Source organism: Aeoliella sp., from assembly GCF_965227375.1.
Taxonomy (GTDB): domain Bacteria; phylum Planctomycetota; class Planctomycetia; order Pirellulales; family Lacipirellulaceae; genus Aeoliella.
The window spans coordinates 1830900-1854286 of record NZ_CBDDFX010000001.1; the positions used below are offsets into that span (position 1 = coordinate 1830900).

Sequence of the window (23387 nt, forward strand, 5' to 3'; positions counted from 1 at the left end):
GTGAAAGATCTGGGGGGTCGAGGTTCCCTCTTGTGCGACCCTCACCCGCGTCGGGGAGAGGGAACTTAAGGGGGAGAGGGAACTTAAGTGCGCATGGGGTGATCGATGTTCCGCAATCGGTGGGATGGCTGCCCGTGGTCGTTTGGTTTGTCGCTTGGTCTTATAGCTCGGCGGAAGCGCTGTCGGGTTAGGGGACAACCACACTTCTTCGGATAGGGGCACTCGAATGACTTCTCGCAAGAGCTACTTCACTCTTACTACTACGGGCGTCGCTCTGTTTGTTACGCTGGCCGCGGCGAGCAGCACGCGGGCGGGGCAGTTGTATGCGGTCGACAACTTTGGGCAGCAGTTGGTGACCATCGATCCGACCACGGCCGCGGTGGCGCCGGTTGGGCCGTTGGGCATTGGTGGGTTGGCGATTGAAGCGTTGGCTTACGACCCCACCGGCGGTGCGCTGTTTGCCGTGGATAACAACGCAAACAACCTGCTGAAGATCGACCCGATGACCGGCGCGGCTGGAGTGGTCGGCCCGTTGGGTTACGACTTTGTGCTGGGTTTGACGTTCGACCCGGTGAGCGGCAGCTTGCTGGGCGTCGATGAGGGGACCGACGAACTGCTGCGGATCGACACCAACACCGGTGCGGCCGTGGCCATTGGGCCGACGGGGTTCAACCAGGTGGGCGGACTGTCGGCCGATCCGCTGACTGGCACGATTTACGGCGTGTCGATCGGCAGCGACGATTTGATCGAACTTGATCCGGCAACCGGCGCTGGGGTATTGATCGGCTCGACGGGCGTGGCCGACTTTCAGGTGGGCGTGGCGTTCGTACCCGAACTCGATTCGCTGTTTGGCGTGCACCTCGAAGTCGGTCCCGACGACCTGTACCGCTTAGACCCCATGACCGGCAGCGAGACGCTCGTCGGCTCGCTAGGCATGATCTCGGTGGCGTCGCTCACCTACGTGCCGAGCAGTGTGCCAGAGCCGACGTCGGTGGTGCTGGCGGCAGCCGGGTTGGTGGCGGTGGTGTGGGTCGGTCGCCGGGCGCGAGCCCGCAGCTAACACTGTGGGTTGATTTGTTCGGCGAGTCGTTCCAAGAAAGGTACTTGCGCGTCCTTGAGCTTCACCCGCGCCGTCGCCAGGTCGAACCACTCGGCGCGATCCATCTCAGGGAATTCTGCGACCCGGCCCGACTTGGGCGGCCACTCCATGGTGAACAGGTTGCTGTGGCAATCGCTCGGGTCGCAATCGCCGGCGAAGGCCCAGGCGTGGACCACCTTGCCGCCTTTTTGCTTGATGGAGCCGAGCGGCAGGTACTCGCCGGTGGGGGTGAGGCCGGTTTCTTCGTGGAACTCGCGCTCGGCGACTGCGAGCAAGTGGTCGTCGCTATCGTGCTGCTCGCCAGGGTCGGGCTCGCCTTTGGGTAAGGTCCAGGCACCGGCGTCTTTGTTGGCGAAGTACGGTCCGCCGGGATGGGCGAGCAGCACCTCGAGCGTTCCTTCGCGAAGGCGGTACATCAGCAGACCGGCGGCGATTCTTGGCATGGGCGATTCACCTCTCGCCGAACGCCAGGCCTTCGATCTCCTGCGCCTGGCACCACTTGGGCGACGCCGACGACCAAACGCGGGTCTTCGGCTTCAACAGCCCCTCGCGGCTGTGGGCTACCAGTTGGTCGAACCCGAGCGGGCCGACTTTGCCTTCGTCCGAGATATAGTGCCAGGTGATCTCGGGCGGTTCGCTCGGCATGGCCTTGTGGGTGGCGCTGCTGGCTTCGCTCTCGAGCGCTTGCTTCACTTCGGGCGGCAGGCTGGCCATGATGATGGTCGACGCGCCGGGGTCTTCGAACAGCCCCTTCACGCGACTGGCCTCAACCCAGCGGCCGGTGGGACCTTTGCGGACTGCGTCGTCCGGCGTGATCTGGTGACTTCGAGCCATCTCCAGCAGTTGCCTGGAGGAATACGGCCCCATCTCGGTACCCATCAACCGACAATACCATTGGCTAGCCATGGCGTTTTCCGTGCGAGGAGCAATTGTAGAAGAGGATGCACCGCGAGCGGCGTATCTCGATTGTACCCGAACCGGGGGCGGTGGTGCGAGACGAAAGTTTGGGCGAATTGCCGGTCGGCGGGAGGTCGCGAGCCCATGGATGGCCGCCGGGGATCACTTGGTCAGTGCAGGTGGCAACCGGAATACCTCGACCAACGAGCCAATGGGGGCCCCAATGGCCGCGATGTGGAGTCCATCTGGCGAGACCGCCACGTGTTGCACGTAGCCAGATTCTTGCATCTTGAACTCGTGAGCCAGACGGCCGTTCTCCAAGTCCCAAATCGACACGAGCTCCGATCCACCTGTGATGAGCAGTTTGCCGTTGGTAGAGAACTGTGCGGACCACTGGATCTCGTCGACTGGAATCTCCGGCAGTCGCTTGCCCGAGCGCGTTTCCCAGACGGTGATCGCTCCTCCTTCGCAGATGGCGATGCGCGAGCCATCGCTGGTCAAGGCGGCGCTGTGCACACTCGCGGGGTAGTCGCACAGGTGCATCACTTGCAGCAACTTGGCCGATTCGACATCCACCAGGGCCAATACCCCGCCATCGGTGATCAGCGCTTGCCCACCCTGCCGACTGAACAACGCAGTAGCGCTGTCGCGGAGGCGGAAATCGTTATAGCTGCCCAGGACTTTGCCTGTTTCGACGTCCCACAGACAGGCCACCTCTCGGCTGTGGCCGGTGATGGCCCGTTTGCCGTCGGGCGAAACCGAAATCGCCACGACGGGATCCTCGTAGATGGCCAAGCGGCTTTGCGGCGACAGCTTTGCGTACTCGAACCGCCAGATGAGCACTTCGCCGTCCCGGTTGCCAGCGAACAACTGCTTGCCGTCCGGCGAGAGGGCCAGAGACTCGCGCGTGGCGACGTCGTGATCAATCTTATGGACTTCGGCCTTGGACGCATCGATATCGTACACGGTGATGTTGTCGCTGCCGAGCAACAGCAGGTGCGCGCCGTCGTCGGAGAACACCAACCCCTTGTATCCCCAACTCCCCGAGCGAAGCTGGCGCACCGACCCCGATTCGAGGTGCGTTCGAATCTCCGCCATCTTCTTCGTGGGGCTGGGCTCGGGCGCTGTGACATCGGCCGGCAGAAGTGGCGTTACTTGGTCGCTGTACTGTGGCAACGAAGCGATGTGGCGCAAGTCGGCCACGCTCAGTTTCTCGAGGGAGATCTTCTTGACGTCACCCGACGGGATCTCCAAATACGCATTTCCTTTTCTCACGGTCACCAGCTCGGCTTCGACCTTGTGCTTGCCACTGCGATCCGTCCAGGTCCTTCCCAGCACGCTCGACGTAAGAGCCGTGCAGCCCCACGCGAGGAGCACCAGGGTAGTGAGCAAGAGAGTTGTCTTGGACATGACCAGTTCCGGCTACTTGTCGAAGTTGAACTTGTTGAGCTTGCGCGAGGCGGGTATCGATTTGACACTCGTGTGCGGCTGGTTGTCCGAGTCTTGCATTGGTGTCGGCGAGGAGAACGAGGAGCCGTCTTGCTCGGCTTGCTTCTGCTCGGCGGCGAGCTTCTCTCGTTCCTTCTTGCGCTGTTCCGCCCGCTCCCGCTCCTCTGCCAATTGCTCCTCGGTCATCCGCTCGTACTTCAGCCGCACCGGGATCCGCACGCTAACGTTGTCCTCCGTCAGCACCAGCTCCGCCTGATAGTCCATCGATTGCATCAAGCCGATTGCCTGGTCGAACTTACCGGTGCCTTTGCCGGTCATCTTGAGGTAAGGCTCATCGCCCTTCGACGCGCCGTCGATGTGCAGCTCGTACACTTTCGTGAGTTCGATCAGGTCACCCTCTGGAACACCGAACGAGTATTCCACGGATTCCAGGCCGCTAAGAAGTTGAGTGTTGGTTCGCGGCTTTGGATCTTCGAGCCAAGGTCGTCCCAGCCGAGACCGATAGCTGGGACGCCAACTGTATGGCGAGAAACGATCCTGCTGGCGGGCTTTGTCGAGGCGTTGCAGCACCAGCGGAGAGGTTGTCCTGGTGTTCCCGGGCGCGCTGGTTGGAAGTTTCTCGATGCCAATCGAACCACTTCCTTCCAGCAGGCAGGGCAGCATCGGTTTGTCGCCGCCATCGAGGATGTCGCCCGATCGATTCAGCACGATGGCGCCTCGACCATCGTTGGGTAACGCGTAGCCGTAGCTTCGTGCGCCCGGCTTTGGAATGGTGGAGTTGTACCAATATGCCGAGTACTCCAGTTCGCTAAGGTGTTCCGTACCGATCCCATTCGCGCCGTAGGTGGCCTCAATCAGCACGCACGCAGGACTGACCTGAGCGACGATATCGGCGGGCGACTGGGGGTTGGTTTCGTCCGACAAGGCCACTGGCACATGAAGCGACTTGACGAACGAGACGGCAACATTGGCCGGAATCGCAAAGCCCACCTCGGAGAGTCGCGCACCCGAGAGCAGCGAACTAGCGACGCCCACCACGCGCCCCGAAGAATCGATGATGGGCCCGCCACTGTTGCCCGGGTTCAGCGAGGCGTCGATTTGCAGTGCCGTGGAGTTGTTGGCGCCACCGATTCCCGATACTTCGCCGCGAATCACTTTGATCGACTTGCCCAGCACCTCGGTCAGGGGAAAGCCCAAAGCGCGCACTTCGTCGGCCAGTCGCACGTTGTCCGAATCGGCAAACGTCACGTGCGGCAGGTCTTTCCCTCGCACGCGGAGCACCGCGATGTCTTGATCGTAGTCGGCGCCGATCAGGGTGGCATCGTAGTCGCGATCGCCGATTTTTGCGCTCAGCTTGGTAGCGCCGCGAACCACATGCGCACACGTGACGATGATTCCTTCGGGATGAACCACAAACCCGCTGCCCGATCCACGCTGCTCGGCCAAGCCTGGTGCGGCGATGCTGGGTTTGCGATTGGTTGGGGTCAGCGAGTTTCGCCCGCTGAACTCGTACGTCTCGCGGGCGATGTCGACTTCCACTTCGAACTTGTAGACGAGCCTCGTGCCGCTTTTCCACGAGTACGCGATTTTCGATTCTGTCTCACTCGCCAACTTGGGCACGTTGCGGCCCAGCGGCGGCAGGTTGGCTCCGAATGCGGACTCGACAACCAACGCGGAAAGCACCGCCGCGGCGACCACGAGGCGTCGGTATAGAAAGCAAGACGAGGAGCGGCGCATCGAAACTCTCCGAGCTGGACTGCATCATCCAGTGCCCCTGAATGACTGCAGGTCGATTGTAACAGCCGCGGTGTACGATTTCGCGGCGAAACCGCCAGATTCCAAGAAGCTCCTGGGAAAGCACCTGTCGTGTTCCAGCTACTCCACCATCTTCTCCACTGCCGAACGCAGCTCGCTGGCGTCGGCCGCGTCGAGTTCCACCCAATTGGCCACGACCTTATAGTCCCTGTAAATCATCACCGTATTATCGACCTGAGGGTTCACATTGTACGCGGCCAGGTCTTTCTTTCCGGTCCTGTCGTCGGGGTAGCAGAGCGAAGTGAGCACGATGCCGCGCTCGGTGGCCAACTGCTGCAAGTCGTTGGGCGAGGCGTCCAGCACGGCGACGAAGCCCTTCAGGCCTTGAGCGTTGTGCTCGGCCAACAGTTGTTCGACTTCCGCCAGCAGTCGCTCGGTGTTGGGGCCATCCTTGGCGAACACCACGATGGCCGGCTGCGTCAGGTAGGTACACAGCGGGCAGGTACGCGTCCCTTTGTCGGGGCCGGCGACGTGCACCGGGGTCCACGGTTCGATCGACTCGCCCACGGCCAGGCCCGAGCGCGGGGCGTCGGCCGTTGCGGCCTTCTCCTTCTTTTCGGCCGGCTTGTCGTTGTCTTTGTCGTCGCTATCCTTGTCGTCGTCGGCCCCTTTGGTGGCCTGGCCCACGGCGACCGTCACGTTCACCATGGCGTCGACTCCGTCGGTGTGCTCGGTCATGCCGAACGCGGTGCGGTCGAGCTTGAACTCGCTGGTGAGCGTGATGCCTTTGTCGGTGACCTTGATCTTGGCGGGGAAGGTCACTTCGCCGTCGGTACCCATCATGTTCAGCATGCCAGTCACTTTCACTTCGCCCGTCTCGTCGCCCGGCGTGATCTTGGTGCTTTTGAACGTGGCGGTGGGGTACTCCTTCACGTTAAAGAAGTCGGCCGCCTGCAGGTGCGAGGTCAGCTTGTCGAACTCGGTCCAGATCGAACCGATCTCGATCTTCACGCTAACCTTCTTCAGCTCGCCTTCCTCCACCAGCAGCACCCCGTCGAACTTCTTGAACCCACCGAGCCGCGGCTTGGGATCGTCGCCGGTGTGAATGCCAACGAACTCGATCGCGGTGTTCTTCGCGCTCAGCTTCGCGGTGTCCGCCTCGACCGGCACCGGAGTGAGCTTCTTCGCTTTGTTCTTATCCTTCGTAACCGGCTGCTGTGCGATGGTGAGACTCGCACTCATGCAAACGACGAACGCGACGATAACGGCGAACTTGGAGTACTGCATAACAACCCTTCTTCTCTAAGGACCGGAAAACCCGCGCGACGTGCCTCCTGCCGCGTGAACGGGAATTATAGCAGACATGCAGGTCCAAAGTACCACCATACTCCGTATGGTGCGAAGCGAGTCGACGCGTTGCGATTTCAGAAGAGTGCCCCCAGGCGGATTGCGTTTTCACGCATACTCTCCACACGGAGTGTGGAGGTACTATGAGCAGCCGACACTCTAATGCCAACTTTCTCCCCGCGCAGCGTGGCGGTCCGGCTAGAGAGATAGCGAGAATCTGCGTAACAACTAGTCCAACTTGGGAAGCCCAAGCAGGCCAGCTTCCGAATCCGCTTCTTCACTCATCGCGGCAAAGGCGTCGTCGCGCGAGGGGAGTTCGCTGGTGGCCAGTGCTTGTTCTTGGCGGGCGTGCCGGCGCAGGAGCAGTAGGCCGTCCGGATCGCCCTCGGCAGAGGTGCTGCCTACGGTCGACTTGGTGCTGCGCTCGTCGTCGCTACTGGACTCGAAGGCCGATGGCAGCGGGATGGCTGCGCTGTAGGCAGTTGGAGTGGACGCGGCGGGCTCGCCACTTGTCGATTGCAGCGCGGCCACTTGTGGCGGGGCGGTTGCGGCGGCCGCGGCGTAGGTGTTGCCGAAGTTGTCCTTCCACAGTTGATAGTCGGCCTGGTCGACGCCGTTCTGTCCGTCGCCGTTGTTGCCGATGGCCGACTCGTCCGCAGCGCCGCGGTGGTTGCGCCACACGACGTAGTCGGCGAGATTCACGACACCGTCGCTATTGAAGTCGCCGGCCGCGGTGGGTTCGTCGACCAGGAACGACAACGCCCGATCCATGATCTCCGCTCGCAACGCAGCGTTGGTGATGGTTTCGAAGGGGAATCCGAACATCACGAGTTTGGCCCCGTCGGGTCCGCCATCGTATTGGATGGCCGCCCCGCCGCCGGAGCCGCCGCTGTACGACATGACCTGCGTGGCGCCGCCGAGAGGAGAAATGACATCCGGAAACTGAGCGTCGTAGTACAGATCGCCATCGTCGAAGGAGAAGGTCAGGCCCTCGAAGAGGGTTCCTGCGGTTCCGGTCACGTTGTACGTGTTGGCGTCGTCCGACACGTAGTCGGCGCGGAGCGTGTTGTTGTAGAACGAGCGGCCGTTGTTCAGGTTGTCGAGGTCCCACCCGATCTCGGCGCCGGAGACAAACAAGCTACCGCCATCGGCCAGGTATTGAGAAACAAGTGTCTGTTCCGTGGCGTTGAACGTGTCGTCGACCGAAGACTCTTCGCCGAGAATCCAAATAACCGTGGAGTAGTCGCCGAGTTGCACCTCACCATCGATGATCAACTGGTTGGACGTGGTGTGAACGGTCAACTCCGGGTGAGAGGCTTCGATTGCCTCGGCCACTTGCACCGGGTAGTCGAACGAGTTGCTTTGGCGGGGGCGCACCCGCTCGACCTCACCACCCACGGCAGGTTGCGTGGGATTCAGTGGTCGATCGAACCGATTGAAGCCCGACACGATCAGCACGTCGCCGGACGAATCGTTGGCGATGGCCGCCATCACCTGCGAACTGGGCGACTCGCCCCCTTGGTTTACCGCCACGACCTTGAAGTAATAGGCCGCGCCCGTGTCGAGTCCGGTGATCGAGAGCGAATTGGAAGCACCACCGGGTACGTAGCGCCCACCATCGAAGCCATATCCATTGGCCGACGTGTAGACCCGATAGCCGGTGGGCGTGCCGCCGTTGTAGGAGTTGACCGCTGGCGGTTCCCAGTGCACCGTGACCTCGCCCGCGCCGGTCGACTCGACGCGCACGTCCTCCGGAGCGCCAGGCAGGTCGGTCGCTGGGGTGGCTCCACCGTCGACCGCGCCGAAGTAGTCCACCAGCCCCTGATAGGTCGCCCGCGCTATCGCATCGCGCACCTTCGGGTCGCGAAGCATCTCGGCGTCTTCCATGTTGTCGTGGAAGCCGGTCTCGACGATGGTCGCGTCGAACTCGTCGTTGATCCGATAGTTGTTGATCTCGCCGAACTCGATGTCGCTGCGATCCAGCGTGACCGTCGAGCGATGCTGCCAATCGTGCTCGAACTGCCCCACCTGGGCGATCAGATCGTCATTGACCTCGCGGCCCAACTCGTTGGCCAGCAAGAACTGATTCGGCGTGGCCGTGTTGGGGTCGTTGTTGCCGTTGTACAGAGCGAGTACGCCGCGGGCGCCACCGCCTCCCGCGTTGGAATGGAAGCTTACGAACACGCGATCCGAAAGCGAGCCATCGGTCGAGCGGTTCATGTATTCCGCATAGCGAGGCGCCAGCGACACCGTGGCGCTGCGGTCGTCGCTGCTTGCGCGATACTCCGAGTCGGGAATGCCTTGCGAACGATCGACATGCCACTTCACCCAGTACAGCCCGGCCTCGTCCTCTCGGTTGCGCCCGGAGACACCGCCGCCACGATCGATGTCGCCGACGCCGTTGCCGAAGCGAATCATGTCGGCGATTACCACGCGGCCCGACTCGCTCGACTTGTTGCTGATCTCGACATAGCCTTCGGTTCCCTCCTCGAAGTAGTAGGTGCCCAGGTACACCAGCCCGTTGCCGACGCGGCGATGGTTGATGGTGACCTCGGTCGCTCCGCCGCTGTGGTGAACGCGGTACAACTGGTCGCTCGCGCGGTCCGATCCGTAACGCGTCCACGCGTACACGGGATAGTAGCCGGCTTCTTGCACGTTCGGGCGGTACTCGGCGGTGGCCGTTTCGGTCGCCGAGGTGCTGGCAAAGCGGTACGGCACGTCGCCCGCGTCGCCGAAGTAGATGCCCGCCGAGCTGTTGCTCCACGCGCCGGTAAACGTCACACCGACATCGTCGTTGTCCAGCACGATCTCGTTGGGCTGGTGCCCCACAGGGCGGAGCGGCACCACCGTAGCGCCAGCGTTAAACAGGTAGTTGACCAAAAAACTCATCTGATCCTGGTTGCCCAGGTCTTCGATCATGTCCAGCAGCAGCGGGCGCTGAAACGACCAATCGCCGTCGTCCAAGTTGTCGGCCGTGTAGCCATGACCACCGTGCACGTACACGATCTTGTCCGACAGCCCACCTTCGGGCTGCGTACCGACTTCCACAAGTCCCGCTGCGTCGAGAAGATCACGAACTTCCAAGTGTTCGTAGCACAGTTTGCGTTGGCGCTGGATTTCCATCGTTGCTCTGTTGATTTCTATGTTCCGGTGACAGCCAAGCATCAGCGTCTTGGCCAAGCGGGGCGACTACCGAGTATCGCTGCGCGACAAGAGTCTGTCGGAGGTTGCCAGAGCGCTTCGACCTTCCAAGTCGACGAAGCACTAGAACTCAATTCTACCCACCCTGCGAATGCTTGTCTTGCACTTCGCCCTAAGATCACCGGCACTTTCGACTCAAAGTGCGGCTTCCTGATCGATTTGTCGGCTAGGAAGCTACGCGTTGCGCACGGCGTTCTGCGCATTGCGATTGTGGGGGTGGGTGAGATGAAGCGGGACGCGGACGGCTTGCCGCTGTCCAGTGGAGATGAATCTATAGAGTCTGACTGCTATCACACGGCCCTAGAAAATCTGCTTTAATCCTAGCTCGATCGCCACATCACTTTGCTGTAAGGGGCTTGGGCACGCTGAGAGATAGAATTCGAGCCAATCGTGGCAGTCGTCGCGAATCGTGTGCTCGGTGATGGGCAGTTTCTCAAGCAGTTGTGATACTAGATCCAATGCCCAACGTTCGCCGCGGTGCTTTAGCAATGCACGCGTGAACAAGCGGTATGTAGGCTGCATGTCGTCAAGATTGTCTAGAATTGTTGTTGCGACCCAATCGACTTCTTCTGACGTCAACTCGCCTTGCCAGAACAGGAGGAACAGGACTTCATTCACAAAGACGTTCTGTTGGTCCAACACTGCTCTGAGCGTGGTTTTGGGAATCGGTGTCGATTCCGGGTAGTATGGCACCAAGCCAGCAATCCACTTCAGAAGGCCTGTGCGTTGCGGAGACCGCAAAAACGCATCTATGCAGTTTTCGAGAAATCGGAAATGGTGTGGTTCTTCCGTCCGTGTCACACGTCTTACTCGAGAAAGCAGCTGAAAACTGAGACCCATCTCATCTAGAGTGTCAATCCACTCTGTCGGCAAGGGGTGTGGCCACGGCATCGTCCTGACTAAATGCAATGGCAAGAAGCGGCTGTCCGAAGGCTCAAAAAATGATTGAAAAACTGTTGGATTAGGTAACTGTTCCAACATAAACTCTACTTCGGGATCAGCTGATTGCCGTATGGACAGCCCCGAAACAATAATCATTCGAAGAGCCGACTTTTGCTTGGATTCCGGCATTTTCGAGTATTTGGCGATGAGGTGCTCAAGATGCTCACATCGATGCATCCTCAGAGAGTTCGAAATAGATATATAGCGTCCTAGGTACATACATGCCATTCGCGAATCGAGGCATTCCGTGCAATCGTTACTTGGGTTTCTGACGAATGCTTCCAGGTCGATTCCTTCTTCTCGCCACTCCTCTTCATGTTCCTTCCAGTCTTGAGTATCTCCAAACTTCCCCCTGCTAACTGACTGTGCAATTGCGAGAAGTTCCTCGCTGTTGTCGGCAATTGCGAGGCATGCTGCTAGGGGCCAAGGGCACCGCGTGATCCACCATGGTGTTACGTCTCGCAACTCAAAAGTCTCATTTTGTGCGAGAATGCTCAATTCTGTTGCCAAGGTTTTCTGATTTGGTTGCGCGACGAAGTGAGCTGTGGATTTGAGGATTGCCCAGGTGCCATGAGTAATTGGAGTGTCCGCCAGCGCCTTCCAGGTACTGTCCATCTCGCCGAGCCGTGCAATTCGAATTGCTAAACACGATTTCTGACGGCTGGGTACCTGTAGAGCGACGTGAATCTCTCGACGAACGCCCATTAGTTTCTCTACTGCTGCAAGCCATTTGGGCCTGTGTTCTTTTGCAATTGAATCGATCAGAGAAAGTGGATGGCTGTTCGCCGCGAGTTTCATCTTCTGTTCTACTAACCAACTGTCGTTGACCGGGACCCATGTCGGCAATGTATCAAGTACAGCGGTTCGTTCTTTAGTCTCGGTGGGCCACAATTCAACTGCTATTGGCTTTGCCCAATCTTCACCCTGTTCGATAAGATCCAACAGAGTCCGCCAACCACCGTGATACCCGTCGACGCGCCTTGTTTCGATACTCCTGCGTATCGATTTTTGTACTAGACTGGTGGTGTGACCGTTGCGTGAGCAAGCTCTAGCCAAGCGACCATGGACAGACTCCGAGGGTGAGTCTAATAATGCAAGCGCCAACTCTTGGAGTGCGAGTGTATGCTTGACAGAACGCCGGAACGTACCATCCTCTAGGAGTTCCAAAGCGAGCAACGACCCTGCATGCGTGTGTATGCAAGCTGGGTTGTCAGAGTCGTTGTTTAATGTTGTGCAAATGCCAATAATTAGCTCTGTCAAATGGCTGCGGTCGTTGACACATCGTCCTGCGGCGAAAAGGAATACGTTGCGCCAGAAAGGATAAGGTGCAATGGCCGCCAGCCTGTTGCAAATCTGTTCGTCCTTGCCGTCCGTCAGCGCCTTGGCAGCCATGAACTCTTGAAGAGATCGGATTTCAAAACCTACATCCTCACCTTCTGGGGATACTAGGAATACAAGGCGCTCCAGTGCTGCCGTCTCAATCTGTTTGGCAACATCATCCAATTTGGGGTCGCCATGCTCAAATCGTTCGCTCAGCGCTTGGTGTAAGATCGATGCTAGTTGCGAGCGATTGAGGTACGCATCATTCTCGCCAACGATTTCGTTCATCATGTGTAGTTCGATGCCCACGCGTTCGTGGGCTCGACTGATCTCAACACGATACTCGCTAAGTATCGGGGATAGCGCCTGATTTCTCTGAGTTTCGCGCTTGTATATCGTCTGATAGTACTCTTGAAACAGTTCCCATCGATCGTCCGGCAGTTCACCCTGCAGCTCAGCCAAGACGGCGAGAATCGTCACTTGTAGTGGGCTTAACATCAGTCGACGCGTGTTCTCGTGAGCCGCTGCGTTCTCAAGTCGACGCAACACTTCTTCTTGTTTGTCATGGTCATCGGCGTGGCAGACTTCCACAAGTCTTTCGGCGTAAGATAGTGCTCGAGAGGCGCTGAGAGGAGCTAAATAGCGGTGCCAGTACAAGTCAGACCGAAATGCTTCTCCATACCCTTGAGGACGTGATGTGGCAATGATCATTACATCTGCGCCGCGCGATGCGCATATCGCGTTGAAACTTCCAATTTCGTCAAGGATGGCGTTTCGGTTCCCGGCTGCTGGAACCTCATCGAGGCCGTCCAGGATCAACAGCCAAGGATAGTCTTGGAGCCATGTGCCAAGGTCACTTCGATCAATGTGACGTCCCGAACGGAGATCTACACGCTGCGCAATGAAGTCGAGCAATGAATTGCAATGGTCTTTTGCGATCTCATCTGCAAAGGTCTTAAGCTCCACCCGAATGGGAAATCGTCTCGCAGTTGGCAGCGCAAAATTGTCGCGTTTGCACCACGCGTGGATCATATGAAGAGTCGACTCGGCTCCAGCAGATAATTGAGAGTAATCGAGGTCTTGCAGCAGCGCTGCTCGAAAAAGCTGACAGATGAACTGGCCTAATGTACTCTTTCCTTGACCGGGGCCGCCAATCAGGACCAAGTGCCCCGAGGTAACTACCAACTCATGAGAGTCATTGGGGTCACTTTGCTCGCGTCTATCAAGTACGCTTGATCGGTCAAATCGGAGTTTGGAAATCTCCAGGACCTCACTAAGAAAGCCAACTGGTTCATCTTGACTTTGGCCGTCCATATCCGAGGGACGATTTACAACGGGTAGGTCAACAAACACATGAGCAAGTGGCTTGCGAGGAACTGTGCTTCCGGCTTCACTCAGCCGAGCATACTGGTCGGAACCAATGAGTTCCGCTTGCAGGAAGTCATACATCACTTCCACAAAGTCAGGCTTGAGTTGCTGTAAGTATGCGTGCATTTCCGACAGTACATCGCCAGTGAGTATGAAACCGGCATAACTGACTGCTATGTCACGATGCTTGTCCAGCAACGCACATATTTTTCGCCCATCCCAAACATCGTGGCCCTTCAAGTCTAAATGTTGCGCGTAGTCATTGAGAAGCGCACGCACCTTTGCATCTGATCCGGTCTCCGGTACTGGGGTGAGTCCGACATTTGTGATCGCGAGATAATAGTCTGGGGGCTTCGGTCTGCTGCGCTTCTTCGTCCCCTTGGCTCTCGGTGCGCCTTCAAACTTGTTTAGGTCTTGCCTTAGTTGGCGAATAACCCAGGTTCCCGCTTTTTGGGTGTCGTCAAACCTGTCTTTTCTGAATTTGGCTTGAATTACTATGGACCCGTTCCATGGGTCCGAGTCACTGGGATACGGAACCTTGCCAGCGAAAGCGGCATCGCGATTGCCATCTCGGCCGTCTCCGAAGACAACGACACCCGGCCCCATTTCGGCAACCGCCAATGCTTGGCATAGTTGCTGAAACGTTCTGGTTTCTAAACCATATAGATCGTAGTCTGGCACGTCTTACCTTCCGCAACGCTAGTGGTTAGACATTGGAGCTGTCAGAACAACAAGTGTACTCATGCGATCAGCTTACCACGCATATGACTCAGCCTCCTACACTATGCCGATTGTACTGTGATAAGTGAAAGGCATCATAGCTTCAACTTTCACCAGAATTTCAGAATCAACGCGACAGAGAAGGAGCACCAGAAGTGGTCGATGCAACGCCGTGATAGCTCTGTTGGCCTTGTTGCCGCACCTTTATTCCACTTTCTCTCCCCTCACGAGTAGTAATCTTACACCCACACCGGACAATGGAGTGTGGCGTGGAGTGTCGCCGGGCTGCGTCGTTGGCACTCGGCGGCCGCGGTGGTTAGTCAGCGCGATGGGGTTTTGTCGCACCTGCGGCGATCCGAGCGCAACAACTCTCTGGGTCGGAGCTTCGGTGGATGTCGCAAGTTGCTTTTAACACTGGGCTTACGACGATCGCGCGGAGGAGCTGTGGAGGGAGTTTTGTCGCACCCAATCGATGTGTCGCGAGGGGCGCGCTGCGACAAAACTCGAAGTGCTTGTGGGGCAAGGAGTTGCGCAGATTGGGTTTTGTCGCAGGGGCGACAAAACAGAAACTACAAGTTTTCCAGTAGGAGAGGAGAGAGATTAGGTCTTGGCTCGCGGGTACGCGAAGTACCACAGTGCAAACCCGACCACTGGCATCAGAATGTCGGTCCATAGCATGATGCCGGCGTTTCCAGGGGCGTAGTTATGTTCGTGGACGATTTGCAGCACGTGCCCCACCGCGGCGCCCCATTGAAAGATGGCCGGTCCCAGGATGGCCGCGAGTTGTGTCTCGCGCGCTCCGCGAAACGCCTGAAAGGCCACGGCCGCGAACCCCAAACTGGCGTATCCCACTTCGGCTTGAAATGGGCTGTTCTTCCAACCGATGAACTCGGCGGCCATGTCGGGAAAGAACACATGCATTGCGAAGTTGTAAGCAAAGCAGATCCCGATCGCGAAGAACAAGTATCCCGCCAAGAATCGCCGCACAACCGCCGGCCGCGAATCGGCAGGCTGCACCCACAACGAAACCGCCGCAGCCACCACACCCAACACCAAAAAGGTGAGCGTGAAATTGCTGAGTACGAACTTGATCACGGTTTCAATGGGGTTGAGTATTCGCTCGGTGGAGAGAGATTGGCTAAGTGCACTTGCTTGCGCTAGTTCCCTCTCGTGCGTCCCTCACCCGCGACGGGGAGAGGGAACTTACTTGGCTACGCGGGTTGGGATTCGATCCCCAGGGCGACCGACCAGACGCTTACGCGGTCGTTGCGGCGCAGTCGGGAGAGGAACTCGTGCGAGATGCCGGAGGCTTCGCCCATCGGGTTCTTGCTCGAAGTCAGGATCGCTTCGGCGGCGTGCACGGCGGCCAGTGGTGTCAGGCGGTCGTGGGTCGACTCGAACGGCGTGTGGTGCCAGACGATTGCCTCGACGATCGGCGACGGAAGGCCCCACAGGCCGAGCAGGTACGCGCCGAGGTCGGCGTGGTTGGCTTGGAACTCGGCCCGCTCCAACTCGTGTAGCGGAGTTTCCGACTCGATCGCGTGGGCGCGCATCTGGTCGTACTGGGCCGGGTAGTTCTTGGCCAGCACCAGTTGTCCCATGTCGTGCAGCATGCCCGCCATGAACGCGTGGTCGCAGTCCTCGGGCGCGGCGCCTTCGAGTTGGGCGATGCACCGCGCGGCCAGGGCCACTTCGGCACTGTGGTCCACCAGGTGCGCCAGCGAGTACTCGCCGAGCGAGCCGGGCGAGAACTGTTCGAACAAACCACTGGAGAGCACCAGAGGTTTCACCACGTTCATGCCCAACAGCGCGGTGGCGTGCGACACGTCGGTCACGTGCACCGGCAGTCCGAAGAAGCTGGAGTTTACAAGTTGCAGGATCTTGGCCGAGATGGATACATCCCGACGAATGATGTCGCCCACCCGCGCGAGGCTGGAATGGGGCGAGTTGAGTTCTTCCACCAGGGAGGTGTACGTGTCGGGCAGCGTCGGCAGGTGGTCGAGTCGTCCCACCAGGTCGCGGATGGCATCGTTTTCCAAATGGTACCGCAGCGCGAAGGTATCGCTGATGGTCATTTCCAACAGGTCGGCGTCGCACGGTTTCACCAGGTGCTGGTGGGCCACGCCGGTCGACTCGATGGCTTGTTCCTGCTCGCCCCGCTTGGAAAGGAGGATGCGCGTCGCCTTGGGCCATTGCTCGAGCACTCGTCGCAGCACGTCGGTGCCGGAGACCTCCGGCATGTTCAAATCGCAAACCACCACGTCGTACTCGGTCGACTCCAACCGGCGGAGCGCCTCCTGGCCGCCGAGGGCAAAGTCCATGCACCACTCCTGGCGGAATTTGCGAAGCGACTGTTCGAGTTCGGCCAGTTCTTCCGGTCGGTCGTCGACAAACAGAATCTCAATCATCAGAGGCTTTCCTTCGCGGACGGTTGTCAGCCGGCAAGTTGCCGTGGCTGTGCCCCACCGTCACGTGGTGGTGGCGTGGTGGCGAACATGATGCAGGTGGTAAGACGAGAGGGCGTTGAGCCCCAAAGCTGGCGGCGTACCGTCCAACCGGGCGTGGATACACCCCCAGACAATCTTATGTCACAAACGACTCTGCGGCGGACGCCGGGCCGCTTTCGCTCCAGAGCGACCACGGGAGGTTCGCCAATCCGTCACAACCCACACAACTGGCACCGCGTTCGGCGGGCGGTACGTGTTGTGCAAACTGGACTTTGCGCTCTCGATCAGGGCCTCCTTGTGGACGGGATTACGAGTTTCTCACAAAAACGAAGGGAGTTTGCGCAGCAAACAGGGGTTGTTTGAATGAGAATGAGCGGGGAAAACAGAGTCGCTTGGCTGTCACCCGCTTCTCTTCGCCTCGAACCCCGTGCTTGTGAAATGTCGATTGAAGTGCTCGCGATTCTGGCGCTGTTGCCCATTGCCTCGGTGGGACTGTTGTTGTTGGTGCTGCGCTGGCCAGCGAGCTACGCCATGCCGATCTGCTACGCGGTGGCGCTAGTGCTGGCGTTCTTCGTGTGGCGTGTCGATTCGACCCAGATCACCGCGGCCACGCTCAAAGGCGCCATCGTGGCGGCCGAGTTGTTGTTCATCGTGTTCGGCGCGATCCTGCTGATGAACACGCTCGAACAATGCGGAGCGATGAACAGCCTGAGGGCCAGCTTCCGCGGCATCTCGCCCGACCGCCGGGTGCAAGCGATCATCGTGGCGTGGTTGTTCGGTTCGTTCATCGAAGGCTCGGCCGGGTTTGGCACTCCAGCGGCGCTGGCGGTGCCGCTGCTGGTGGGGCTGGGCTTCCCGCCGATGGCCGCGGTGTTCTGCGGCATGGTGATTCAAAGCACGCCGGTGTCGTTCGGCGCGGCCGGCACGCCCATCCTGATCGGCGTGAACACCGGCCTGAGCGACTCGCCGGTCGTCAGGGAGTACGCCGCCAGCTTGGGATACGTGGGCGAAGCGGGTTGGCACGGTTTCCTGGCGCTGATCGGCACGCGGGTCGCCACGATCCACGGTTGCCTCGGGATGTTGATTCCGCTGATCATGGTTTCGCTGATGACACGGTTCTTCGGCGCGAATCGCTCGTGGAGAGAAGGCTTCGCCATCTGGCCATTCGCGCTGTTCTCGGCCGCGGCAATGATCGTGCCGTACGTCACCGCTGCGTTCGTGCTGGGGCCGGAGTTTCCGTCGCTCGCCGGCGGACTGTTCGGCATGGCGATTGTCATCACCGCCGCGAAGCGAGGCTTCCTCGTGCCCAAGACCAACGAGGCGTGGGACTTCGCGCCGGAAGACCAGTGGGATCCCACCTGGACCGGCAGCATCGTGCCGCACAGCGACGTCGAACTCGAGCGGCCCATTCCCGTCCTGCAGGCGTGGCTGCCGTACCTCACGGTGGCCGCGTTGTTGGTGCTGACGCGGTTGCCGCAGCTGCCGCTGGGTAAGTGGGCCAAGCAGGCAGCGCTGGTTTGGAGCGACATGTTGGGGACCTCGATCGAAGTGAAGCTGTACCCGCTCTACACACCCGGCATGATCTTCGTGTCGGTGTCGGTGCTGAGTTACCTGTTCTTCCGCGCGACCGCCGGTTTCACCGCCGCCGGTTACAAGCAGGCTTGGAGGGATGCCGGTCGGACGATGCTGCATGCGTTTCCCGCGCTGTTGTTTGCCGTGATGATGGTGCAAGTGTTCTTGAACTCCGGCGACGGCGTCGAAGGCTACAAGGAGATGCCCATCGCCCTGGCGACCGGCGCCGAAAAGTTGGTCAACAAAGCGTGGCCGCTCCTGGCGCCCACCATCGGCGGCGTCGGCGCAGCGGTCGCAGGCAGCAACACGGTGAGCAACATGATGTTTTCGCTGTTCCAGTTCGACGTCGCGCAACGCATCGGCGCCGACCCGGTATGGATCGTCGCCCTGCAAGCCATCGGCGGCGCAGCCGGCAACACCATCTGCGTGCACAACGTGGTAGCCGCCTCGGCCGTGGTAGGCCTGATCGGCCGCGAAGGAGTCATCCTCCGCAAGACGCTGCTGGTATTCCTGTACTACGCCCTGGTGCCGGGCGTGGTGTTTTTGGCGTTGGCCAAGGTGTTGTTGTATTGAGGGAAGGCGAGCCTTGGAATGATCGATCATTTGAAGTGCCCAAAATAGTCTTCGAGCGACAGGTCACCCTCATAGTCAGTGTAGATATTGCCAAACGCGGAGTTCTTTGTTTGCACTAGCACTCCTCCATTGTCCTGGTGGTCTTCCCAGCGGCTGTAGAGCTTGAATTGCGAACCATTTGGCTTATAGACGAATGTCGCGTTCGACTCGCTGAACGGGTCGCCCCAAATGCTGGGGGATCCAAGGTCAGCTAGTTGCTCTAAAGTCTCTGGCAAACTGTCTTGGGCGAGCACGTGTTCATTGAGAAGTAGCTCGGTTGTGAGAAGCGATGTAAACGTTCGGGCTTTTAGATACCCTTCGTTCTGCTCAGGAGGACGAACGATTCCAACCAGGTAATCGATGCTGTGATTGTCCTGTCTCATCGAAAGCTGGGACAGATACTGACCCAAGTGACCTCCCCAACCCGTCGCATGCTGTTCGTAGCAGTGCTCGTTCAAAAGCACGGGGGCCAGAGAAGGACGATCCTCGACATACTTTATCAAGAACTTCAGAAGTTGGCGTGTTTGACTTCTGTCAAGCAGCGGTAGCGTGTGATACGCACTGTTCACGGCTGCGAATTCGATCCGCACGGACATTCCCAACTCATTGCGACGCCCTTGTCCTTCGAGCTTCCGCGCGAATTCGAACAACAACAGAGTCGATTCGAACGCCAACTCCGATTGTCCATTTTCTCGAGCATATTCGGCACGAAGCGAGATCGCTTGGGCGACGGTCACCAGCGCTTCGCGATTGTTGTCATCGACTTCCCAGAGATTCCTGTCGTATTGTTTAATCACCGCAATCGGCCTCGCCAGGCACTGCTGAACTAGGCTCACGTCACCGTCCGTCAACTTAGGAGCTTCAGTCTCGACAAGTCGGTTACCCAGAGCCACCAAGTCATCATAAGCGTTGTCACCGCGCGCTGGTTGTGGAACGGGGATAGGGGTAAGCAACTCAATGGCTACGAATGCTGGCCACGCTCCCAGGATTGCGATACATACGCCGAGGATACCCTTGCGAACCCCTAGCCGCAGAGGGTGAGCGATTCGCCAAAGCAGTACCGGCAAGGCGAGTAGCGAGATGAGGAGAGCTACAGCCCGAGTCCCCTCGCCAACCAATTCGAACCACCACAGTTCAAACCCCGTCCAGTACCACAGGGGTGCGTTGCATTGTCGCTCGCACACGTCGAAGACGTCCGACGTGTACTCGAACATGCTCCATGCAAGCCCCATCGCTGGCACTGCGAGGCACACAGCGATCGCACGGCTCGCACCCAACCAGCGATTCGTTGTTACCAGCCAAGTCGCAAGTAGCGTACAGCTTCCACTTACTACCCCCATGCCGAACACCGCCCGCCACAAATAGAAATCCATCTCCGGCGCGCGGGCCAGTCCCGCCATCACCACCGCCACCACGACCGTAAACATCATCACACCCGACAGCGAGAACTGCCAGCGCGGCCAGCGACGGCGGTAGATCGCGACTCCCAGCACCACAGTCGCCACTTCCACCAGCAGCGTGACGAACGGCTCGTAGATCGGCCGACACAACAGCGGAGCCAGTAGACCAAGCACTACCGTGCAGCGGGCGAACCAGTGCCACCGCGACGTGGCCGCCCACAGGCCCAGGAGTCCACCCATGGCCAGCGAGGTGATTTCCAACAGCGTCAGCAGTAGTGGCGGCGTGAGTTGGGGCATGGCGGTTCGGCGTGCGGGCAGAGCGGGGCTTCTACGGGATACGTCATTCGGCGGTCTGCGGTTCGCCGTTTGTGGGGCGTTCGTTGCTCCGTCTATAATGGAAAGGCCCATGGCAGCTTCCCTCCCACGCGAGCCCCCGCGTTGCGTATTCCCATTCGTTATCAATTCATGGTCCCCTTGGTGGTCGTGGCTCTGGCGAGTCTCGCGGCTATTTCGGTGGTTCATGCGCATCTATCGACCGTGCGGACGCGCGACCGTGTCGAGCGGCAATTGCAAGGCGTGGCGGCCGTGCTCACCGGTAGTGGCTTTCCGCTCACCGAGGCCGTGCTGCAGCAGATGAGCGATCTGGCCAGCGCCGAGTTTGTACTCACTACCGAGTCGGGCGACACCGTGGCATCGAGCTTCGCACTCTCCGACGACTCCATCGATTGGCCCACCACCACGCCGGCGGCCGAGCACGCTACCGAAGTGTCGCTCGGCTCGGTGCTCAAGCTCAACGACAACAAGTACTTCCACTCCAGTCTCGAGCTGGCCGACCGTCGCGGCGGGCTCTCGCCTCAGGTGCTGCACATCCTGTTTCCGCAGGACGAGTTCAACACCGCCTGGCGTGCCATGTTCCTTCCGCCGCTGTTGATCGGCCTGGCGGCCATCATCGCGGTGATACTCACTACGGGGCTCGTCGCTGCGCGAATCAATCGAGTGCTGCAGCGGCTCGGGCGCGACGTCCACCGGTTGGCCGAAGGCGACTTCTCTGCGGTCGAAGTCCCGAGCGTCGACGACGAAACCAAAGACCTGGCGGTGGCCGTGAACCAAACCGCCACGCGACTGGCCGAGTACGAAGCCGAGACGCGACGCACCGAACAGATGCGCACCCTGGCGATCCTCGGCTCGGGGCTCGCCCACGAAATGCGAAACGCGGCCACCGGTTGCCGCATGGCGGTCGACTTGCACAGCGAAGTTTGTAGCGGCTCGACCGCGGACGACGACAGCATGGAGATGGCCCGCCATCAGTTGAGCTTGATGGAGCGGCGACTGCAGAAGTTCCTGCAACTCGGCAAGCAATCGGTCGACGGAGCGGAGGTCGATCTCGATCTGGCCGAACTGGTGGGCGAGCTGGTCGCGCTGGTCCGACCGTCGGCCAAGCATGCAGGCGTTGCGCTCGATTGGCAAGTGCTGGCCGACGACACCACCGTGCACGCCGATGCGGAACAATTGAGCCAAGCGGTGATGAATCTACTGCTGAACGCCGTGGACGCAGCCGCCCATCAGTCGGCCGTGAAAGGTGGCTCGGCGCGAGTGCGCGTCGCGCTCGACACCAGCGATGGATTCCTGGTGCTGACCGTGGCCGACTCCGGCGAGGGTCCGCCCGAGAAGTTGGCCGACACGCTGTTCGAACCGTTTGTGTCCGACAAACCCGAAGGCGTGGGGCTCGGGCTGGCGGTTGCTCGGCAGGTTGCAAAGAATAGTGGTGGCTTGCTGGAGTGGAGTCGCTCGGCAGACGAAACGCAGTTCGTGCTTCGTCTTCCATCCGTAACAGAGAGAGTAACGAATGTCTAAGATTCTGGTTGTCGACGACGAACAAGCGATTTGCTGGGGCATCACCAAGGTGGCCACGATGCTGGGGCACGAAGCGGAGGTGGCTGCCTCGGCCGAAGAAGGCCTGCGCCTGGCACAGAGCGCGAAGCCCGACGTGCTGGTGCTCGACGTCCGCCTGCCCGGCATCGACGGCATCACTGCGGTCGAGCAGTTCCGCGAAGTACTGGGCGACGTGCCGATCATCATCATCACCGCGTTCGGCGACATGCAAACCGCCGTGCGCGCCGTCCGCAGCGGAGCGTTCGAGTACCTGCTCAAACCATTTGACGTGCCAGAGATCCGCGCGGCCATCGAACGTGCGCTGCGAACCACACCCGCGGCCGCGACCATCGCTCCGGCCACGAGCAACGAACCGCAACTCGTCGGCCAAACGCCCACCATGCAGGAGCTGTTCAAGCAGATCGCTTTGGTGGCCGCCACCGACACCAGCGTGCTCTTGCGCGGCGAAAGCGGATCGGGCAAGGAACTCGTTGCCCGGGCGATCCACCAGCACAGCGCGAGCGCCGACCGGCCGTTCGTCGCGGTGAACGTGGCCGCGCTCAGCCCCACGGTCGCCGAGTCGGAACTGTTCGGCCACGTCGCCGGCGCGTACACCGGTGCGCAGCGCGCTCGCGACGGGCTGTTGGTTCAAGCGGGCGGTGGTACGCTGTTCCTCGACGAAGTTGCCGACATCCCGCTGCCCATCCAAGTGAAGCTGCTGCGGGCGCTCGAGCAGGGCGAAGTGCTCCCCGTCGGCGCCGACCAGCCGGTGAAGACACGGTTCCGCATCATTGGTGCTTCGCATCAAAACCTCAAACAACGAGTGCAGGAAGGCGAGTTCCGTCACGATTTGTACTTCCGTTTGTGTGCGTTCGAAATCGTGATTCCACCGCTCCGCGACCGCGCCGACGACATACCGCTGTTGGTGCAGCACTTCGTTTCGCAACTTTCATCCACGCCGCGGGCGTTCGCCGAGGAAACCCTGGCCGAACTGGCCCGTCGCCCCTGGCACGGCAACGTTCGCGAGCTCCGCAACGCGATCGAACACGCCCACGTAGTCGCCCGCAGCGGCTTGGTGATGCCCGAGCACCTGCCACCGCCGCAACCATCGTTCCAATCCACCGGCGATGGCAACCACGAGCAGCAGCTGACCGAAGTCTCCCGCGCCCGCGCCGACGAACTGCTGAGCGACCCTCAACTTGCCGGCGACGTCTACAATCGATTCCTGAACGAAGTGGAACGCCCACTCTTAACCCGCGCCCTCGACCGCTTCAGCGGCGAATACGCCCCCGCCGCCCGAGCATTGGGCCTACACCGCACAACGCTCAAGAAAAAACTCGACGACTACGACTCGCCGGAGTGACCCATCTAAGTTCCCTCTCCCCG

At 59.9% G+C, this 23387-nt stretch carries 14 protein-coding genes; 4 read left to right on the forward strand and 10 right to left on the reverse strand.

What is annotated here, in order from left to right; all coding sequences use genetic code 11:
- The first annotated feature begins 226 nt into the window (after nucleotides 1-226).
- Nucleotides 227-1060 (forward strand): PEP-CTERM sorting domain-containing protein, encoded by an 834-nt coding sequence (locus ACQK2L_RS07520; RefSeq protein WP_425396321.1) that lies wholly within the window; start codon nucleotides 227-229, stop codon nucleotides 1058-1060.
- On the opposite strand, the gene ACQK2L_RS07525 is transcribed toward ACQK2L_RS07520, so the two are convergent.
- The 9 genes from ACQK2L_RS07525 to ACQK2L_RS07565 all read right to left on the reverse strand — a co-directional run bounded on the left by ACQK2L_RS07525 (nucleotide 1057) and on the right by ACQK2L_RS07565 (nucleotide 16506).
- A complete protein-coding gene (locus ACQK2L_RS07525; protein WP_425396322.1) occupies nucleotides 1057-1542 on the reverse strand; it encodes an NUDIX domain-containing protein in 486 nt (161 codons plus the stop codon). The genes ACQK2L_RS07520 and ACQK2L_RS07525 overlap by 4 nt on opposite strands.
- A 7-nt stretch (nucleotides 1543-1549) precedes the next feature.
- On the reverse strand, nucleotides 1550-2005 hold the full coding sequence (locus tag ACQK2L_RS07530) for a DUF4339 domain-containing protein (RefSeq protein ID WP_425396323.1): 456 nt from the start codon (nucleotides 2003-2005) through the stop codon (nucleotides 1550-1552).
- 153 nt (nucleotides 2006-2158) lie between these two features.
- On the reverse strand, nucleotides 2159-3406 hold the full coding sequence (locus ACQK2L_RS07535; RefSeq protein WP_425396324.1) for an SHD1 domain-containing protein: 1248 nt from the start codon (nucleotides 3404-3406) through the stop codon (nucleotides 2159-2161).
- A 12-nt stretch (nucleotides 3407-3418) separates the two neighbouring features.
- Nucleotides 3419-5182 carry a trypsin-like peptidase domain-containing protein gene (locus ACQK2L_RS07540; protein WP_425396325.1) on the reverse strand — a complete coding sequence of 588 codons (1764 nt, stop codon included), beginning with the start codon at nucleotides 5180-5182 and terminating at the stop codon, nucleotides 3419-3421.
- Nucleotides 5183-5320: 138 nt separating this feature from the next.
- Nucleotides 5321-6487, reverse strand: coding sequence for a YceI family protein (locus tag ACQK2L_RS07545; protein ID WP_425396326.1), 1167 nt, complete (start codon nucleotides 6485-6487; stop codon nucleotides 5321-5323).
- Nucleotides 6488-6775: 288 nt separating this feature from the next.
- Nucleotides 6776-9670 (reverse strand): fibronectin type III domain-containing protein, encoded by a 2895-nt coding sequence (locus tag ACQK2L_RS07550; protein WP_425396327.1) that lies wholly within the window; start codon nucleotides 9668-9670, stop codon nucleotides 6776-6778.
- Nucleotides 9671-10048: 378 nt separating this feature from the next.
- Entirely contained in the window at nucleotides 10049-14059 is a 4011-nt protein-coding gene (locus ACQK2L_RS07555) for an NACHT domain-containing protein (protein WP_425396328.1), read from the reverse strand.
- Nucleotides 14060-14698: 639 nt separating this feature from the next.
- A complete protein-coding gene (locus ACQK2L_RS07560) occupies nucleotides 14699-15193 on the reverse strand; it encodes a DUF6790 family protein (RefSeq protein WP_425396329.1) in 495 nt (164 codons plus the stop codon).
- 116 nt (nucleotides 15194-15309) lie between these two features.
- The gene (locus ACQK2L_RS07565; RefSeq protein WP_425396330.1) at nucleotides 15310-16506 is read right to left on the reverse strand and encodes an HDOD domain-containing protein; all 1197 of its coding nucleotides are present in this window, start codon (nucleotides 16504-16506) and stop codon (nucleotides 15310-15312) included.
- A 477-nt stretch (nucleotides 16507-16983) separates the two neighbouring features.
- Here ACQK2L_RS07565 and ACQK2L_RS07570 point away from each other — a divergent pair, with 477 nt between their 5' ends.
- A complete protein-coding gene (locus ACQK2L_RS07570) occupies nucleotides 16984-18690 on the forward strand; it encodes an L-lactate permease (protein WP_425396331.1) in 1707 nt (568 codons plus the stop codon).
- A 26-nt stretch (nucleotides 18691-18716) separates the two neighbouring features.
- Here the strand turns inward: ACQK2L_RS07570 and ACQK2L_RS07575 are convergent, their stop codons facing one another.
- A complete protein-coding gene (locus tag ACQK2L_RS07575) occupies nucleotides 18717-20426 on the reverse strand; it encodes a hypothetical protein (RefSeq protein WP_425396332.1) in 1710 nt (569 codons plus the stop codon).
- Nucleotides 20427-20567: 141 nt separating this feature from the next.
- Between ACQK2L_RS07575 and ACQK2L_RS07580 the strand changes: the two genes are divergently transcribed.
- Nucleotides 20568-21983 carry an ATP-binding protein gene (locus ACQK2L_RS07580; RefSeq protein WP_425396333.1) on the forward strand — a complete coding sequence of 472 codons (1416 nt, stop codon included), beginning with the start codon at nucleotides 20568-20570 and terminating at the stop codon, nucleotides 21981-21983.
- Nucleotides 21976-23364 carry a sigma-54-dependent transcriptional regulator gene (locus ACQK2L_RS07585; protein WP_425396334.1) on the forward strand — a complete coding sequence of 463 codons (1389 nt, stop codon included), beginning with the start codon at nucleotides 21976-21978 and terminating at the stop codon, nucleotides 23362-23364. Before ACQK2L_RS07580 ends, ACQK2L_RS07585 begins: the two co-directional genes overlap by 8 nt.
- Nucleotides 23365-23387: the final 23 nt, after the last annotated feature.

What these genes read in the sequence shown, in the direction of transcription:
- ACQK2L_RS07520 (WP_425396321.1), top strand. Translation starts at nt 227, where the DNA reads ATGACTTCTCGCAAGAGCTACTTCACTCTTACTACTACGGGCGTCGCT.
- ACQK2L_RS07525 (WP_425396322.1), bottom strand. Translation starts at nt 1,542, where the DNA reads ATGCCAAGAATCGCCGCCGGTCTGCTGATGTACCGCCTTCGCGAAGGA.
- ACQK2L_RS07530 (WP_425396323.1), bottom strand. Translation starts at nt 2,005, where the DNA reads ATGGCTAGCCAATGGTATTGTCGGTTGATGGGTACCGAGATGGGGCCG.
- ACQK2L_RS07535 (WP_425396324.1), bottom strand. Translation starts at nt 3,406, where the DNA reads ATGTCCAAGACAACTCTCTTGCTCACTACCCTGGTGCTCCTCGCGTGG.
- ACQK2L_RS07540 (WP_425396325.1), bottom strand. Translation starts at nt 5,182, where the DNA reads ATGCGCCGCTCCTCGTCTTGCTTTCTATACCGACGCCTCGTGGTCGCC.
- ACQK2L_RS07545 (WP_425396326.1), bottom strand. Translation starts at nt 6,487, where the DNA reads ATGCAGTACTCCAAGTTCGCCGTTATCGTCGCGTTCGTCGTTTGCATG.
- ACQK2L_RS07550 (WP_425396327.1), bottom strand. Translation starts at nt 9,670, where the DNA reads ATGGAAATCCAGCGCCAACGCAAACTGTGCTACGAACACTTGGAAGTT.
- ACQK2L_RS07565 (WP_425396330.1), bottom strand. Translation starts at nt 16,506, where the DNA reads ATGATTGAGATTCTGTTTGTCGACGACCGACCGGAAGAACTGGCCGAA.
- ACQK2L_RS07570 (WP_425396331.1), top strand. Translation starts at nt 16,984, where the DNA reads ATGTCGATTGAAGTGCTCGCGATTCTGGCGCTGTTGCCCATTGCCTCG.
- ACQK2L_RS07575 (WP_425396332.1), bottom strand. Translation starts at nt 20,426, where the DNA reads ATGCCCCAACTCACGCCGCCACTACTGCTGACGCTGTTGGAAATCACC.
- ACQK2L_RS07585 (WP_425396334.1), top strand. Translation starts at nt 21,976, where the DNA reads ATGTCTAAGATTCTGGTTGTCGACGACGAACAAGCGATTTGCTGGGGC.